Here is a 15660-nt window from a genome sequence, read left to right as displayed (position 1 = left end):
AAATCGTGCTTACCGCCAACCACTACACAATGAGCATCAGGATACTTCTGTAAAATTTTAGGCATTGCCTGCACCAGTACGTGCATTCCTTTCCATCGTTGCAATCGCCCAACAATTCCAATCAACGGCCCGTGTAAAGGTAAGCCGAGTTTCCGCCGTGCTTGTTCAGGAGAAGGCAAAGCATTAGGCTCAAATCGGTCTAATGCGACACCAGGATAAACTAAAGGTGTTGGTCTGTGAGGCCAAATCTCTGCCTGTGCTTGCTTACCATCTTGCGAAAGAGTGATAATTGCACGGGCTGGGATTAAAGTAGCGATTCGCACCAACCAAGTCTTGTCACTAGGGACTTCTAGTTGATACCACACAGCAGGCAAGCCCGCCAACATTGCCGCTAAACCTCCAGATATATGCGTGATCCACATCCAATTGACAATTATATCTGCACCTTCGCGGCGGGCGATCGCAGCTATCCGAAAAACAGCACCAATAAAACGGTGGATTTGGCGTAAACGTCCACTTTCCACAACTCGCGCATCAATACCGAGGGATTTTACTTGTTCTACCATCGGGCCGTCTTCTAAAAATATCACCAGCCACTCAACTCCGGCATTACGTCCCTGTTGCACCAAATCCCAAAGCATCATTTCACCGCCGCCTCGTTGCTCGGCTAGTGGCATTACAATAATTACTTTCATAATCTATAACAGTCCTATTTAAGTTGTAAGATTTTGTTTTTTAACGAATTACAAAAAACTTAATTTGCATCCAGTCAAATATTTCCGTATTAATTCATAATTCATAATTCTTTTGATGTTGATAATATTTATGTCCTGCCATAGCCATAGCTAAAAATCCCCAAAGAACCATGCCTGCCACACTCAACATACCGCTACCAATAATTAGCTGTGTAGAAGAACTAATCCCAATGGCACGGGCAGCACTGATAAAACTATCAAAACGACCTTCACCATAGTTGCTAACACTGATTATCAACAAGATTAATCCACCCATATAAAAAATAGCTCCAAACCACCCAAGGGTGAAAAACATATCTAAAATACCACTATCAATCACCACCACTTCGATTTGACCAGTTTTTTCGTTGACTTTCCAGATATTTCCTAAGCCGTTACCTAGACCATTAGAAAGAGCTAAACCAAGGTTTTTATCGTAACTTCCCGATCTATCTTTAAAACTATTATCTTTTTCAAGATTAGAAAAAGTTTCTAAACGAGCTGCTACAACTCCAGCAATTGGCTCGATAGTTGTCAGTGGTACAACACAAATTGCCATTACCACAATTATGGTAATTAAGCGCATTTGAATTCGGGTTTTGACTGAACCCATAATCATAATTACTCCCAATAACCAGCCACCCCAATTAGTACGTGCTTGTGTCAATAGAAAAGATAAGTAACCAACAGCAGAAGCCGGAAAAATTAAGTTTCCTGAACTGGTAAATAACAACAGTAAACCAGCCTGCATCACGGAACCAAAGGGTCCGACTGAGTGCAATGTACTCCAGACGCGCATCCCGAAAGGTACAGGATTTCCAGAACTCATGAATAGTTTTGATTCTATGAGCCAATATCTATCCCACTCAGGAGCTACTACAAATTGATAAACACCATAAGCTCCTAAAATCAACACACACCAAAGAAATGTTTGCTGAATGTTCTGGCGATAGCTGGGATAATCTCGCCAGTTAGTAAATAAGTGAAAAGCGAAAATTATCGGACTGAGCCAATCTAGCAACCCGCGTGCTACAGGGATAGGTTGGTTATAAATCAGACCGATTAGAAAGCCATAGAACACTCCGATAAAAGCCAAAACAAACGGCAAGCCCCCTTGGCGAGAGGCGCGGGGAAAGTGTCTTAAAAAAGTTGCTATGGTGACAAACACCACTAAATAGGGTGCTATGAGCATTTGACGGCTAGCATCCCAGCCCACTCGATAGTCAACCAAGCGGGTAGCTAAGGGTGTGAGAAACCAGATCCACCAGGTAAAGCTGATGTAGAGAATGGGATGCCGCAAGTATAAAAATACGGCTACTATCAAAGCTGTTACTGGATAAATTAGACGTAATGCAGCAGTAGCACCAGCAAAATAGCAAACTACAGTTAGTAATAGGAAACCTGCGATCGCCATCCAACCCTGTAGCGATCGCTCTTCGGGAGAATAGTTTTCTTGTAAAAAACTATTGTAAAGTATCTGCTTAGAATTCATTCAATTTTAGATTTTAGATTTACATATAGGACTCATCTTTGATTTCTGAACAGGATTTCAGATGAAACCCTGGTAAAACGAGCTTTTCAGTCTCAGTATAGTTTCAAAAATCAAACCGGAGTCCTATATAAGTAAATATGTCTTTAGTTTTGAATTTTGAATTGTTTATATCCTTCCCAACGTCCACGCCAGGATGCTAACAACTTCTTACCCGCCAGTTGCCCTTGACTGGGTAAAAATCTCAGCCATTGTACTAAACCTAAACTATCGCAGGTGCCCACGAATACTGCCCAGAATAAAAATACAATCCGGCGGATAAATGGCAGATGCTCTAATAAAACTAAAGTTTCATTATGCACTAAATTAATAAAGGCAATTTCGTTAAAGTTGTTTCGCTGATCTTCATCAAAACGTTTTGCCGGATAGTGATCTACAGCAATATTAGGATCATAAATTATCTTCCAACCAGCTCGCTTTAATGTTAGAGTAAATGCCATTTCAAAGTGTGCTTGCGCTCCTGTACCACGCATCCGCTCATCAAAGCGCAATTGTCCGATTGCTTCGGTACGAAAACTCATGTTTACGCCCTTGAGAACATCAACTTCGCGGGGTTCTCCTACTCCCAGGTGATGGTTGCCAATCACTCGCCCAAACCATTGCAACTGTCCGACTACTAAACGGGATTCGTCTTCTAATTTGCTGCCGTGGTGTATCCAATCACGCCCCCCAACACCGCCAAGACGACCATCTGAGGTAAAGTAAGCGGCAATGCGCTCTAACCAATCCGGGTGGGGTGCAGCATCATCATCAGTAATGGAAACAATATCGCCCTCCATTGCTGCTAGTCCGGCGTTGAGGGCTGCTACTACGCCCGGTTGTGTGACTTTCACAGTATGCAATGGCAAATTGTGTGCATTGAATTGGGCAAGAAATTGCCAAGTTTCGGCATCTGTATCGCGGACAACCACTATCACCTGAGCAACTGGTTTAATTTGCTCCTGTAGCGCCAAAAGGCAGCGTGATAGGTCTTGTGGACGGCGATAAGTCGGTATAAGAACGGTGTTCCGCATTCTTGCTTAACTCCTCGAATAAATCCACATAAGTTTGTGCCATAGTAGTCCAGCTATGTTGTTCTGCCACAGAGCGAGCGGCTTGAGCCATCTGCTGCATTAGCGGATAATCGCTCGCCAAGGACATCAGCGCCACAGCTAAAGCATCGATATCATCTGAGTTGGGTAAGACGATGCCACATTCTGGTGTCACCAACTCTGCACCTCCGGTAGCCGTGGCAGTAATTACTGGCAGTCCTGAAGAAAGCGCTTCTAACAATACGAGGCTGCAAGCTTCGTATCGGGAAGGAAAAACAAATAAATCTACTGACCGCATAATTTCTGGGATATCACGCCGAAATCCGACAAAATGCACACGTTCATTTAATCCTAATGAGGCAGCTAGTTGAGGAAAGGGGCTACCTTCGATATGACCCACCACCGCCAGATGTAAATTGGGAACTTTCGCCAAGGCGTGTAGCACTGTATCTAAATTTTTTCTGGGTGTGCGGATGTCTCCCGCAAACAGTGCTAGGGTGACATTCTCCGGTAAACCTAATTTTTGGCGATTGCTTTCACCAGGGGTAAACTCTTCTAAGTCAACGCCATTGACAATTACGCGAATGCGAGAACGCGGTACACCAATGTTAACTAACTCTTGTGCTACCTTTTCGGATACAGCTACGACAACCTGCGCTTTTTGGAAGGCTTGTTTTTCCCAACGGGCATTAAAAGCTGTAAACAACCACTGGTAAAAACCATATAAATCTCGGCGGTTGCGAGAAATATGAACAGGCGATCGCAACCATGAACTGTGGACAAAATGTACAGCATTCACATCAGCCGCAGCCAGATTAATTGCTCCATTGATTTTAACTAAATCAATGTCAGAGCGATGTTGACGCAACCAATCTGCACTTTTTCGGGCAAATATGAAATTACGAACAAATTCGGTGGGATAGCTTTTAACTGGAATTGAAATCAAACTAACTTGACTATTTTCTTCTAGTTCTGGTGCGACTTCACTAGCTAATAATGTCAGGTGATGACCACGACGAATTGCTTCTTGAGCAACTTCGTAGTTTACTCGTCCCTGACCATCACCTTTTTTGATTTTATGGGTAACAATACAAAGTTTCATAGACTACCTTATTTAAGATAAACTCACGCAAAGGCGCAAAGGAAGAGTTGAAAATAATTTTATTTTTATTCTCTTTGTGTCTCTACGGTATGTTAAAAAATCAATTCCTAACTCAGATATAGTTGCTAGATTATTTCAATGTTCCTATTAATTTATGTGCTACAACTCCCGGAGTAAAACTAAGACTTAGTGCCGCTATAGTTCGCACATTAAATTTTTGCTTTTTCAATGCCTGCCAAAAATAAGAACGTGCTGCTGCTATTTGTTTACTTCGTAGCAAACCAATTCCCAAAGTTGTGTTAGCTTCTAACCATTTCTGTTGAAAGTAAGTTCTAAATTCCTGTAAATAAGTGTCTTCCATAAAGAGTTTATAGCAAAACATTTCGCTTTTAGCCTTGCGGATTTTTGCCTGCACATTTCGACTACCACTGAGCATAGTATCAGTTTGCTCATGGACACGGTATCGCGTTAATCTTTCTGGATAATAATAAGCACCATAACCAGATATACAGCAAAGATAAGTTAAATATAAATCCCACATCCCGCCAACTTCTGAGGGAATACTATCCCAATCAATAAGATCATTACGAATTACACAAGCTGCGGCAGTAGGTATACTTTTATCTATTAACCCAATTTTGCAGAAAGGTTGATGAATTCCCTGCGCTAATTTATCCCGTTTGTGACTGCGTGTATTTTCTTCAGTTCCAGCATGATTAATTATGCTATTTGCATCTATGATAAATTGGTCACAAAAAGCGATAATTAACTCAGAATTTGCTTCTAGTGGTGGTACAAGCTTTGCTAAAAAGTCTTGATTCCACATATCATCGTCATGGAGACTAGCAACATATTTACCTTGCGCCATTTTGAAGGCGTGTTGCTGATTAGCTAACATACCCAGGTTTTGCTGATGCCGCCAAAATCTGATGCGTGAATCACCAAAAGATGCGACAATAGCTTGGGGATTTCCTGGACTACAATTATCAGAAACAATTATTTCAATATTTTGATAAGTTTGTTTTATAGCACTAGCGATCGCTTGCTTGAGATATTCTGGTCGGTTATAGGTGGGGATAATAACGCTAACTAAAGGTTGTTGGTATTCTTGATGCAATGACATATTTTTCTATGTTGGTTTTTTCTAAGTAAAAGATGCACCATTTGAGCTTTTTAGCAAACTTAGCTTATTTCGATTGAGGGATGCTATATGGTTTTTTCGCAATAGAACTAAATTCAGCTATTGTTTTTGCATAAATTGTTCGCAGATTTTTTACATGAGCATCCATTGTAAATTCCTTCATTAATAAAGCATGACCTTGTTCGCCCATGTGTCGGCTTTTTTGATGATCTCTATACAACTCATGAATAGCATCAGCTAGCTTTTTGATATTATTGCTTGGAACAAGAATACCTGTTTCACCATCTCGTAAATGTTCTGGAATACCTCCGACTGCACTACCAATTACAGGTCGATAACGAGCATAGGCTTCTAAAGTCACAAGACCAGCAGGTTCAGGCCAAACGCTGGGAAAGATGACTGCAAAACACTGTTGATAAAGTTTATTTAATTTATTGCGATCGCACCAACCATGCCAAGTGATCCGGTTATTCAATCTAAGGGTGTTTGCTAACTTTTCTAAGCGGGGTCGTTCCCAGCCTTCACCTGCAATATCAAGTTTAATTTGCGGGTCTGTATGTATTAAGGTTTTCAGCAACCATTCCAAACCTTTATCAGAAACAATCCGTCCAGCAAACAAAATTCTATGATTTTGGTGGACTTCTAAACTCAGGGGTGTAGCTGCTGTTTGTGGCACAGAGATACCACAGTGTAGGGTTACAGTTTGCTCAGGGGGTACACCATTTTTAATCAACTCTTGACGCACATATTCACTATTAGCAACAAAAGTAACTTTTGTCTTTTTTAAGACATCTAAGAACTGATCAGTGGTTTGAAGTTCTCTAACAGTTTTTAAAAGTCTACGGCTACCACACTTATCTACTAATTTACCCCAGGTACATCCTAAATAAGAAAAATTGCGATCGCAGATTGTGCGCTGGTTTGCTAAATACTTTGTACCGCTAGGACAATACAATGAGTGATTATGAACGCTGAAGACGGTAGGACATTCGCCTGTCAGTTGCAATAGTAAATCGGGACTGTGGATGTGCAGCAATTTGAACTGGCTTTGGTCAATATTATTGAGCGATTTTATCATGCGATCGCTAACATTAGGTGGTCGATGTTCAAACAGAGAAGCTAAATAAGTTTCAACACCTCCGCCTTCACCTACATCAAAATTGGAGCATTGGTAAATTAGCTCTTGATCAAATATTTTCTGGTACATATTTTCTGTTCTTGTTCAGCAATACCATTTCACCAAATACCTGCCATAGATACACAGAGAGGGGCTTACATCGCCCCTACAGCCGATTTATCTGTCACAAGTATTTTTGGAAATTGATTTAAGTTTTACGAAGTTTTGGATATTATTTTTAATCAGATTGCCGAACTTCATACTGCATCTGATGATATTTCCAAAGCTTACCTTTGAGTTCAAGTAGTTCTTTATAATTACCTTGCTCTACTATCCGTCCCTGTTCTAAAACTACGACTTTATCTGCTTTAGAAATAGTAGAAAGACGGTGAGCGATCGCAATCACTGTTTTACCAACAGATAGCTTTTCTAAGGAATCTTGAATTAAGCGCTCAGATACAGAATCTAAGGCGCTAGTTGCCTCATCCAAAATCAAAATCTCTGGGTTCCGCAGTAAAGCTCGCGCAATAGCAATTCGCTGTCTTTGTCCTCCAGATAATCTAACACCTCTATCTCCTAATTGGGTATCAAAACCTTCCGGCATTTCTAAAATAAATTCCAGTGCATTCGCTAGTTTAGCAGCTTCTCTAATTTGATCATTAGTTGCTTCTGGAGTCCCATAAGAAATATTTTCCCAAACATTAGTATTGAAGATAAAAGTATCCTGACTGACGACAGCTATTTTGCAACGTAGGGAGTTAATTTCAAACTGCTGTATATCAATCTCATCAATGTAAAGATATCCCTCTGTAGCATCATAAAATCGAGGAATTAAATCAGCAAGTGTTGTTTTACCAGCACCAGACGCTCCGACTAATGCTGTCATTTTTCCCTTTTCAATGGTAAGGGTAATATTATGCAACACTAAATTCTGATCATCGTAGCCAAAATCTACAGAAATTAAGTCTATTGACCTTTTTAAACCCTTAAACTCAATTTTGCCATTCTGAAAATAATATTTAGCATCACTTTTTAACAGATTTTTAATGTTATCTGCTGAACCATGTAAAGTGCTGAGAAATGCTCTTGTACCATTAATATCTTGAACAAAGGGGATAAAGCGAAATAGGACAAAGAAAAAGGTTAGCAAAGAAGCAACTTGTAGCGTTCCATTAGTCACCAAGCTAGTGAACGCCAAAATAATCATCCCAACCAATACCGTAGTAGCTACCCCTTCAGCAATTGGCTTGACAAGTGTCCAGGTAAACACAACTTTAGTTGTAGTACTTATTACCTTGTCGCTAGCTTTGTAGTAACGCTCACGCTCAAATTCTTGAGTACCGCAGGAGTGAACAGTGCGAATGCCATTAATAAATTCTATGGCTGTTGATGTAAAATTAGCATTAGCAGTTGTCATGCCAAAACTTGATTCTCTGACTCTGGCATTCAGATTCGATAAGCCTATACCTAAAAGTGTAAACAGTAATGCTGAAATCAGCGTTAGTTGCCATGATATCAAAAACATTGATATTAAGTAGACAAGGGTTGTTAATCCTCTAGTCACTAAAAATGCTCCGCCACTGAAACCCTGTCTTATCCTTTCGATTTCTGTGGTAATTGTGTTAATTAGTTCGCCAGAACGAGTTTTGGCAAAGTAACTTAGCGATAAGGATTGTAACTGTTCAAAAATTTGCTTACGTAAACGGTCGGCAAGATGTAGTTGAGATAATTCAGTATAGACTTGCGAAAAATAGTTAAAGGTTGCACGTAACCAAGTACTCAATAAAATCAGTAAAGATACGCGATACAGACGATTAAGTGCCGATGTCTTAGCTCCCAAAATCCAAATATCAAACCAATCTATTCCGGTTTGGACAGGTTGAGCATCAGGGCTAGTTAAGCTTTGCAAAAAGGAAAGTAAAAAACCAATGCTCACACCTTCAAAAGTTGCCGCCAAAATTGAGAATGTTAAAGCTAAAATTGCAATTTTGCGAAAGTGTTTAAATTCTCGCAATATCAAATAGTTATCCTGCCAGAAGCTGGTAGCCTTAAGCAGATTACGGAATGATTGAGGAAGCTTGAAATGCATGGATTTTATAATAATAGTTTGGCAAGGTAGATAGACCGCTATAGATGCTACACAAACAATTTTTGCTTGAGCCTCAGTGCGGCAGATGAAACCATCAATTACCACACAAAGAAATTATCAAAAATAATTCATAATTCAGGCTTTGACGTGGGCTTTCAGCCGAACTTAGCTAGAATTAAGTGTTAAGAATGTGTGACTGAATGTAGAGTAAATAACGCGAATTTATCCACAGATAAATAAAAAAACTTCTCTTTTTGAATCTAAAGTATTTATCCATGAAATTATTCTTAATTCTGCCTTCTGACTCCTTATCAAAGTGTTTGGGTATCTAGCTGTAAGGCGTTAGACTGTGCCTCTATCTCCCATGAAGCCGTAATTTCTGGTAGTTGATTTAGCTGTACTGCATCTTCCAAAGTCCAAGAATGAGATTCTGTCAAACTTATGTCACCCCGCAGCACATTAAATAACTGCGGTAGATTGTCGAGACTGTATTTACGCATCCAACGCCCTAGAGGTGTAATGTTGTGCTTTGTAGTTGAGCAAAACTTAATTGCTCGAAAGAGTTTACCTCGTTCTCCAACGTGCCACTCACGACAAAAAAGTGATCCTGGTGAGTAAACCTGCATCAATATAATTAATCCCAGCATGACTGGACTAACCAATAGCAGCAACATTAAAGCAGCAATCCAATCAATTAGTCGCTGTAAGGGTTGGTTGGGTTGTTTTGGTAGTTTATTGCCAGCAGGTATGCGTAGGAATATTGGCTTATGAGCTTGTTCACAGGCATCTGCCCAAAATCTGAGCAAAGCCTCACCCAGTTTCGGATCTATGCTTACTAAACTTACAGGAGAATGTTGTAAGCATTCTATTAGTGATCGCTTACTATTTAACGAAGGCAGATATGGTTGTTTAACTTGTCCAGGCAGCTTTACCAACAGTTTACCCCGTCGCCACTGGAGTGTACAGTAAGAGCGATTATCTTGATGTTGCTGGGTTACATCATATAAATTCTCTAAAGTTGGAATTATTGAAGTTGTCATATGTCTTTGGGATTATACAGGAGTGAATTGCTGAAGTGTTATCAAAGGCTATCAATGCCAAAGACCCAAATCCGAATCTTGTTGTAACTCCAAAAAGTTGCAGATAATTGAGGGCAAAATATGTTATTACTGTTTGCCCCTCAGCCAAGCACATATTGCGCAGAATTCTGTTGGTGTAGAGATATACAAATTAGACAGATACTAATTACATGAGTAGCAATCAACGCTACTATCAATATTCATGGGCAAATCAGGATTTTCCGGGAACTACTGAAAGTTGAAAAGTGTAGAGGCAAATTACCCATGAATCTATATCTACGTTTAATTGGGCTGAGGTGTTTATTGTATCAATAGATTTAACAAAATCAGTCCTCTCTTATCTTCTAGCCTTTTTGAAGATGCTTTAATCTCTAGAATATAAGACTATGCAGAAATAGCGATCGCTCAAATAAATTCTTTATTTACTCTTTAAATAGCTAGTGATTTATCTGAAAGCCCATAAAGATAGCATAAATAAATTAAATTTTTCCTGATAAGACATCTCTGGAAAAGATTTATAAACCTTAAATTTACGCGCAGACCTAACCCCCTACCCCCCTTCCCTTGTAGGGAAGGGGGACTTAAAGCCTCTCTCCGTTTCGGGGAGAGGGGTCATGCATTATTTTTCGGAGATGTCTATAGCGAAAAAATTTAATTTTGTTCATCCTGCGCGATCGCTCCCTAGAACATACAATACAAGTATCAGGCATAGGCTCTGGTGGCGGTGCAAAGACGCGATTAATCACGTCTCTACTAAATTAATAATCAAATCGTTATGACAAACACTATTTCAATTACCGATTCTCTAGTTCCCAATCCCGTCCCCAAATCAACAATTATTCGTTTGGAGAATATTTTTAAAATATATGGGAGTGGTGAAACTGAAGTCAAAGCCCTAAATGATGTAAATTTGACCATCCACGAAAGCGAATATTGTGCAATTATGGGGCCTTCTGGTTCTGGTAAATCCACAGCCATGAATATTATCGGCTGTCTAGACCGTCCCACTAACGGACATTATTATTTAGATAACATTGATGTAGCACAAATGGATGATCAATCCTTAGCACACATCCGTAACAAAAAGCTGGGGTTTGTGTTCCAACAATTTCACCTATTGCCCCAACTAACAGCCCTAGAAAATGTGATGTTGCCAATGGTGTATGCTAGTGTGGATCCAAAAGAAAGAAGCGATCGCGCTACAGTTGCCCTGACGCAAGTCGGTTTAGCAAATCGCCTCAACAACAAACCAACTCAACTATCTGGCGGACAACAACAAAGAGTAGCGATCGCTCGGGCGATCGTTAACCGTCCCGTGGTTCTCCTAGCCGATGAACCCACTGGTGCCCTTGATTCGCGCACAACCCAAGAAGTATTAGCTATTTTTGGCGAACTCAATGCCAGTGGTATCACCGTTGTAATGGTTACTCATGAGCCAGAAGTTGCCCGTCAAACCGAGCGAATTGTTTGGTTTCGTGATGGTCAAGTAGTACACTCTAATCTGATGCCGGCCGATTTAAGTCACCTTGCTGTGTGATAAATTCTTATGTATACATGGCTCCCACAAAAAGTTGAGCATGCACAAAAAATATTAGAGGAGCAAAACATTGAATTAGCATTTAAATTCAACCCTCCTGCTAGTCAAGCTGAAATCCAGCGATGTGAGGCAGAACTAGGATTCATTCTGCCTCATAGTTACAAGGAATTTTTGAAATTCAGCAATGGGGCAAATGTTTTTTGCAGCGAACAACCGAGATTTGAAATTACTTTGCCCTGGTTAGCTGATAGTGGAATTCTGATTCAAAGCACAAGTACTATTGTTCCATTTAATCAAGATCAAGATCAGGTCTACGTTGAGGATGATAGCGAGAAAAAGTATATTGCTTTTTGTTATTTAGGTTATATAGCTACAGGTGATTTTTGTAGTTTTGATATCACAACTTATGCCAATTCAGAATACAAAGTGCTTGATTGTCAGCACGATTATTCGTTTGAAGAGTGGCAAGTAGAACACATAATTGCTAACTCTTTTGAGGACTGGCTCATCAAAATCTTTGACGATTTGTTAGAATTGGCAGCTAGATATCCCCGACTTATTAAATAAGTCGGGGATCTTGTTTTTCACGGTTATGGATATGGATTTAGAGTAGCCCAAATAAAAAAATGCTCAATTGTGATCGCAATGACAGGCTTTGGGGCATTTATTGGAACACTCTTAGTCTAATTATAAACTTGATGTTTTGCCTGTTTCTGCTTGCGTTGCGATCGGTTTAACATCGGTGTAACCCATTTCACCAGATATTGTCCGAAACACCGAAATTTGCTCTTCAAAATCTAGTTCTTCAATTTGCGAAACCAAATCATTAATCGCTTTAGTTGCTTGGTAGTTACTTGGTAAATCAACTACCTTATCTCCCATTGCTACCGCCCAAGCATACCAAACGAACAGTTGGTTGTTTTCTTTTATCGCTCCATAAGCACGAGAATATTCTGTATCTTTGCGGTTGACTATATCCCGCATAATCGTTAGTTGCTGCTCATCTGATAATTCAAAATAGTCTCCAAATAGAATTGGTGTTAGTTCTGGTTCAGCAGCAGCTGGAGCCGCTGGAGTGACGGAATCACCCATTTTTTGATAAACAAAATAAAACCAGGCTAGTTTGGCATCAGTGTCTAAGCCGTTAAACCCATCTACCACCTTTTGAGTTTCATTGCTCTGGGCTTGAGAAGTGGTTTTATCGTAACTTGCAGTCATAAATTTGTTTCCAAGGTAATTTAACAGGCCAAGCTAAGGCTTACCAAAATTTGAGAATTTGATTCTACTTCCTATAGAAAGAGTTCTCTTAATTAGATATTGCAGATTTTATCTACCTTTTAGTAGAGGTAAAATTCTCTCCCAAGGAAGTAAGCAAGTAGCGAATTGCTTTGCTATACTTTCTCAGTAAGCAATTAAAAATTTACCTAAGGTTTTAGTATGCCTGATGAAATAAAGCCCAATTTAAATGAAACTCCCACCCATGACGCTCAATTAGCCGCCGACAGCATTGCTAGTGGTGACGAAAAAGCGCCAAAGGTTGATTTTGAAGCTGATTATGCAGCTGCACAGCAATTCAGTGTCAGTGAAATTGACAGTACAGGCGAAGGTGCAGCAGCAGCTGAAGCAGCGACTGCACCTAAATATGAAACCTCTAAACCACAAGAGACAAAAACTCAAGCGCAGTCAACTGGTAATCCTGATGATTATCTAGAGTTAGCTAAAGAAGTTGGGAATTCTAGGACTGAAGGTGTAACTAGCGTCACTGATGATTTAGTAAAACAAGCTTTAGAAAAGGGTCAACCGAAAAAGTAAGTTTTTCCTAGCTATCAATAGTCAATGTTCAATAGCTAACTTTTTCACTATGGACTTTTGACTATTGATTGATTAACAGTAATTTATAATATTTAAGAATAAAAACCTCAATCCTAATAATCCAGGATGATTGGAATAACTCCTAACTCATAATTTCTAGTAGTTCGCTAGGTCGATGAATTAAATAATCTGGATTTTGCTTGGCTAGTACCTCCGGTGAGTTAAAGCCCCAAGTCACTGCAATGACTTGGATATTTGCTTTTCTTGACGCTTCTATATCTCTGGTTTCATCTCCGACATAAATAACTTCTTGAGGTTTGAGTTGCTTTTGCCTTAATACATTATTGATTATTGTTGTTTTACCAAAAATTGTAATTCCTGAGTAGATAAAATCGAATAAGTAATTTAAATCATTAATTGTGAGGAATTGTGTAACATTCTCTTTGGAATTAGAAGTGATAATTCCCAGCTTATACCCTTTATTTTGGAGTTCTATTAATGCTTCTTTAATTCCAGGAATAGGCTTTAATCCAGGGATTTTACTTTTTAACTCACCTTTAACTTTTTTAACTAGAAAAGGTATCTTAAACAGAGAAACTCCCGAATACTTAATAATTTCCCTAGATGTTAAGTTTTTGAGGAGGGATAATTGCTCTGGAGTTATTTGTATATAACCAAAGTCTACAGCTAGACGATTAGCAATACTTACAAGGGCATCTACTGTATCAGCAATTGTGCCATCAAAATCAAAAATAATTACTTTCTGGGTCATTCTTTCGCCTGGATGCTTAAGAGGTAATAGGGGATGATCGATAGGGGATAGGGAAATACTCATACTTAAAATCTTCTTAGCTTAACAAAGACGTTTTGTATCTTGTACTACATATTTTGGCAGAAATTCTTTTTGATGAATCCATACTTACAAACTTTCTTCTTGGAACCACATTTAAGACCTCTGCTATTTCCCTGTTTCCTATTTCTGTAACCTATTCCTTATTTCGGTCAAGATTAGCTTGAGCGTTCCGTCGTAACATTTTTGGCTTAACCCGCCGCAAGGCGGATGCTGCAAATTGTTTATCCCATTCTTGATCTGATATTTGGGCTAATTCTAGCAGTTGGGGAGCAAGATTCCCAGGAGAAGGCTGAAACTCCGCAACATCAGTTGGGTGAGCAAAACGCTGATTCCAAGGACAAACATCTTGACAGATATCACAACCAGCAACCCAGCCTTGCAAATGGGGTGTTAGTGCCTCTGGCAATTTGTCGTCCCGATTTTCAATGGTATGATAAGCAATACAGCGATTGGCATCAACCACAAATGGCTGAGTAATTGCACCTGTGGGACAAGCCTCAAGACAACGAGTACAACTACCGCAGTGTTCTGTATGCGGGCGATCGCTCTCTAATTCCAGATTTGTTAACACTTCTCCCAAAAATACCCAAGAGCCATATTCCCGGGTAATTACATTTCCATTCTTGGCAATCCAACCAATTCCGGCTTGTTGTGCCCACACTTTATCTTGCACTGGGCCTGTATCTGCATAATAACGGGCTAGTACGCCTTTATCAAGTGATTCTAGCCATCTGGCTAGCTGCTTGAGTTTTTTATGCATCACCTTGTGATAATCCCTTCCCCAGCCATAACGGGAAATTTTGGCGTATTCCTCACCTTTGGGACGTTGATGTGGTGTGTAGTAGTTCAGCGCCACACACACTAGCGATCGCGCTTCTGGCATTACTAAGCGGATATCCTGACGCTTGGGGTTAGACATCCATTCCATATCGGCGTGATAACCCAGTTCAATCCATGCTTGCAGCCTTTGCGCTTCTGTGGCATCTACACTATTTACAGCAGCAATTCCAACTTTGTGAAAGCCCAACTCCCTGGCTCTTTCTTTTACTACACTGCTGCTTGTTACGGAATACTGATTCATTTTTTTATCTAGATTTTGCCTAATTAAAGGCGCTCTAATTTTACATTATCTAATCAAAACTTTTTATTAATTTTTATAAAGATGCAAATTGAGGTTTGTCTAATTTAAGACTTACGCAAAAGTACACGCGCTCATACCATTTCACGAAAAACTTGATACACATAGATTTCTCGTAGGGGCATGGCATTGCCCATAGGTGTCAACTTAAGCCTAGAAATGGCTTAACTGTTGGCTCCCTCACCCGCCTTGAACTTCAGTTCCTTGCGGGACATGACTTTTACGTTAAGTTGGCACCAATGGGCATTGCCACGCCCCTACCAACGTATTTGTATCATTATCAAAGTGAAATGCTATCAGGGGCAATTCATGTAGACGCATTCGCGGAGCGTCTCGTAGAGAAGCGGCTTCCCGCAGGGTATTTCCCTAAGAAGAAAATAAGAGTTTCGGTTATTATTTGCGTAAGTCCTGTAATTAAAACTTCTATCGTGAGGAAGATTTGTACATCTGTAGCAATCTATATCAACAGCGGCTTTCT

Annotated in this window: 14 protein-coding genes; 3 read left to right on the top strand and 11 right to left on the bottom strand. The window is 39.9% G+C overall.

Translation table 11 applies throughout. The features are described 5' to 3' along the window. The 8 genes from ACEW80_RS01930 to hepC all read right to left on the bottom strand — a co-directional run. A partial coding sequence (locus ACEW80_RS01930; protein WP_373524977.1) for a glycosyltransferase occupies positions 1–695 on the bottom strand: 695 nt, incomplete at its 3' end. Positions 696–789: 94 nt separating this feature from the next. Then, positions 790–2226 (bottom strand): O-antigen ligase domain-containing protein, encoded by a 1437-nt coding sequence (locus tag ACEW80_RS01925; RefSeq protein WP_373524976.1) that lies wholly within the window; start codon positions 2224–2226, stop codon positions 790–792. 143 nt (positions 2227–2369) lie between these two features. Next, positions 2370–3296 (bottom strand): glycosyltransferase family 2 protein, encoded by a 927-nt coding sequence (locus ACEW80_RS01920; RefSeq protein WP_373524975.1) that lies wholly within the window; start codon positions 3294–3296, stop codon positions 2370–2372. Beyond that, positions 3214–4416, bottom strand: coding sequence for a glycosyltransferase family 4 protein (locus ACEW80_RS01915; RefSeq protein ID WP_373524974.1), 1203 nt, complete (start codon positions 4414–4416; stop codon positions 3214–3216). Before ACEW80_RS01915 ends, ACEW80_RS01920 begins: the two co-directional genes overlap by 83 nt. A 130-nt stretch (positions 4417–4546) precedes the next feature. Further along, on the bottom strand, positions 4547–5539 hold the full coding sequence (locus ACEW80_RS01910; protein WP_373524973.1) for a glycosyltransferase family 2 protein: 993 nt from the start codon (positions 5537–5539) through the stop codon (positions 4547–4549). A gap of 64 nt (positions 5540–5603) precedes the next feature. Next, positions 5604–6764: a glycosyltransferase family 4 protein gene (locus ACEW80_RS01905; protein ID WP_373524972.1), complete on the bottom strand. Its 1161-nt coding sequence runs from the start codon at positions 6762–6764 to the stop codon at positions 5604–5606. 148 nt (positions 6765–6912) lie between these two features. Continuing rightward, positions 6913–8763: a heterocyst formation ABC transporter subunit HepA gene (gene hepA, locus ACEW80_RS01900; protein WP_373524971.1), complete on the bottom strand. Its 1851-nt coding sequence runs from the start codon at positions 8761–8763 to the stop codon at positions 6913–6915. Between the two features lie 311 nt (positions 8764–9074). Beyond that, positions 9075–9803 (bottom strand): heterocyst development glycosyltransferase HepC, encoded by a 729-nt coding sequence (gene hepC, locus ACEW80_RS01895; protein ID WP_373524970.1) that lies wholly within the window; start codon positions 9801–9803, stop codon positions 9075–9077. 814 nt (positions 9804–10617) lie between these two features. On the opposite strand from hepC, the gene ACEW80_RS01890 reads away from it, so the two are divergent. Then, positions 10618–11379: an ABC transporter ATP-binding protein gene (locus ACEW80_RS01890; RefSeq protein WP_373524969.1), complete on the top strand. Its 762-nt coding sequence runs from the start codon at positions 10618–10620 to the stop codon at positions 11377–11379. Between the two features lie 9 nt (positions 11380–11388). After that, entirely contained in the window at positions 11389–11946 is a 558-nt protein-coding gene (locus ACEW80_RS01885; RefSeq protein WP_373524968.1) for an SMI1/KNR4 family protein, read from the top strand. A gap of 120 nt (positions 11947–12066) precedes the next feature. Here the strand turns inward: ACEW80_RS01885 and ACEW80_RS01880 are convergent, their stop codons facing one another. Next, on the bottom strand, positions 12067–12597 hold the full coding sequence (locus tag ACEW80_RS01880) for an orange carotenoid protein N-terminal domain-containing protein (protein WP_373524967.1): 531 nt from the start codon (positions 12595–12597) through the stop codon (positions 12067–12069). Positions 12598–12816: 219 nt separating this feature from the next. On the opposite strand from ACEW80_RS01880, the gene ACEW80_RS01875 reads away from it, so the two are divergent. Beyond that, positions 12817–13191, top strand: a complete 375-nt coding sequence (locus tag ACEW80_RS01875; RefSeq protein WP_373524966.1) for a hypothetical protein — start codon at positions 12817–12819, stop codon at positions 13189–13191. A 142-nt stretch (positions 13192–13333) separates the two neighbouring features. On the opposite strand, the gene ACEW80_RS01870 is transcribed toward ACEW80_RS01875, so the two are convergent. After that, positions 13334–13963: an HAD-IA family hydrolase gene (locus tag ACEW80_RS01870; protein ID WP_373524980.1), complete on the bottom strand. Its 630-nt coding sequence runs from the start codon at positions 13961–13963 to the stop codon at positions 13334–13336. 214 nt (positions 13964–14177) lie between these two features. Continuing rightward, on the bottom strand, positions 14178–15125 hold the full coding sequence (gene queG / locus ACEW80_RS01865; protein ID WP_373524965.1) for a tRNA epoxyqueuosine(34) reductase QueG: 948 nt from the start codon (positions 15123–15125) through the stop codon (positions 14178–14180). Between the last annotated feature and the right edge of the window lie 535 nt (positions 15126–15660).

Origin of the sequence: Nostoc sp. (assembly GCF_041747015.1) — a bacterium.
Taxonomy (GTDB): Bacteria; Cyanobacteriota; Cyanobacteriia; order Cyanobacteriales; family Nostocaceae; genus Nostoc.
The sequence above is the reverse complement of the archived record's forward strand: the minus strand, read 5'-3'. Positions and strand labels throughout refer to the sequence as shown.

Coding starts and splice junctions, on each gene's coding strand:
- ACEW80_RS01925 (WP_373524976.1), bottom strand. CDS start 2,226: ATGAATTCTAAGCAGATACTTTACAATAGTTTTTTACAAGAAAACTAT.
- ACEW80_RS01920 (WP_373524975.1), bottom strand. CDS start 3,296: ATGCGGAACACCGTTCTTATACCGACTTATCGCCGTCCACAAGACCTA.
- ACEW80_RS01915 (WP_373524974.1), bottom strand. CDS start 4,416: ATGAAACTTTGTATTGTTACCCATAAAATCAAAAAAGGTGATGGTCAG.
- ACEW80_RS01910 (WP_373524973.1), bottom strand. CDS start 5,539: ATGTCATTGCATCAAGAATACCAACAACCTTTAGTTAGCGTTATTATC.
- ACEW80_RS01905 (WP_373524972.1), bottom strand. CDS start 6,764: ATGTACCAGAAAATATTTGATCAAGAGCTAATTTACCAATGCTCCAAT.
- hepA (WP_373524971.1), bottom strand. CDS start 8,763: ATGCATTTCAAGCTTCCTCAATCATTCCGTAATCTGCTTAAGGCTACC.
- hepC (WP_373524970.1), bottom strand. CDS start 9,803: ATGACAACTTCAATAATTCCAACTTTAGAGAATTTATATGATGTAACC.
- ACEW80_RS01890 (WP_373524969.1), top strand. CDS start 10,618: ATGACAAACACTATTTCAATTACCGATTCTCTAGTTCCCAATCCCGTC.
- ACEW80_RS01885 (WP_373524968.1), top strand. CDS start 11,389: ATGTATACATGGCTCCCACAAAAAGTTGAGCATGCACAAAAAATATTA.
- ACEW80_RS01880 (WP_373524967.1), bottom strand. CDS start 12,597: ATGACTGCAAGTTACGATAAAACCACTTCTCAAGCCCAGAGCAATGAA.
- ACEW80_RS01875 (WP_373524966.1), top strand. CDS start 12,817: ATGCCTGATGAAATAAAGCCCAATTTAAATGAAACTCCCACCCATGAC.
- ACEW80_RS01870 (WP_373524980.1), bottom strand. CDS start 13,963: ATGACCCAGAAAGTAATTATTTTTGATTTTGATGGCACAATTGCTGAT.
- queG (WP_373524965.1), bottom strand. CDS start 15,125: ATGAATCAGTATTCCGTAACAAGCAGCAGTGTAGTAAAAGAAAGAGCC.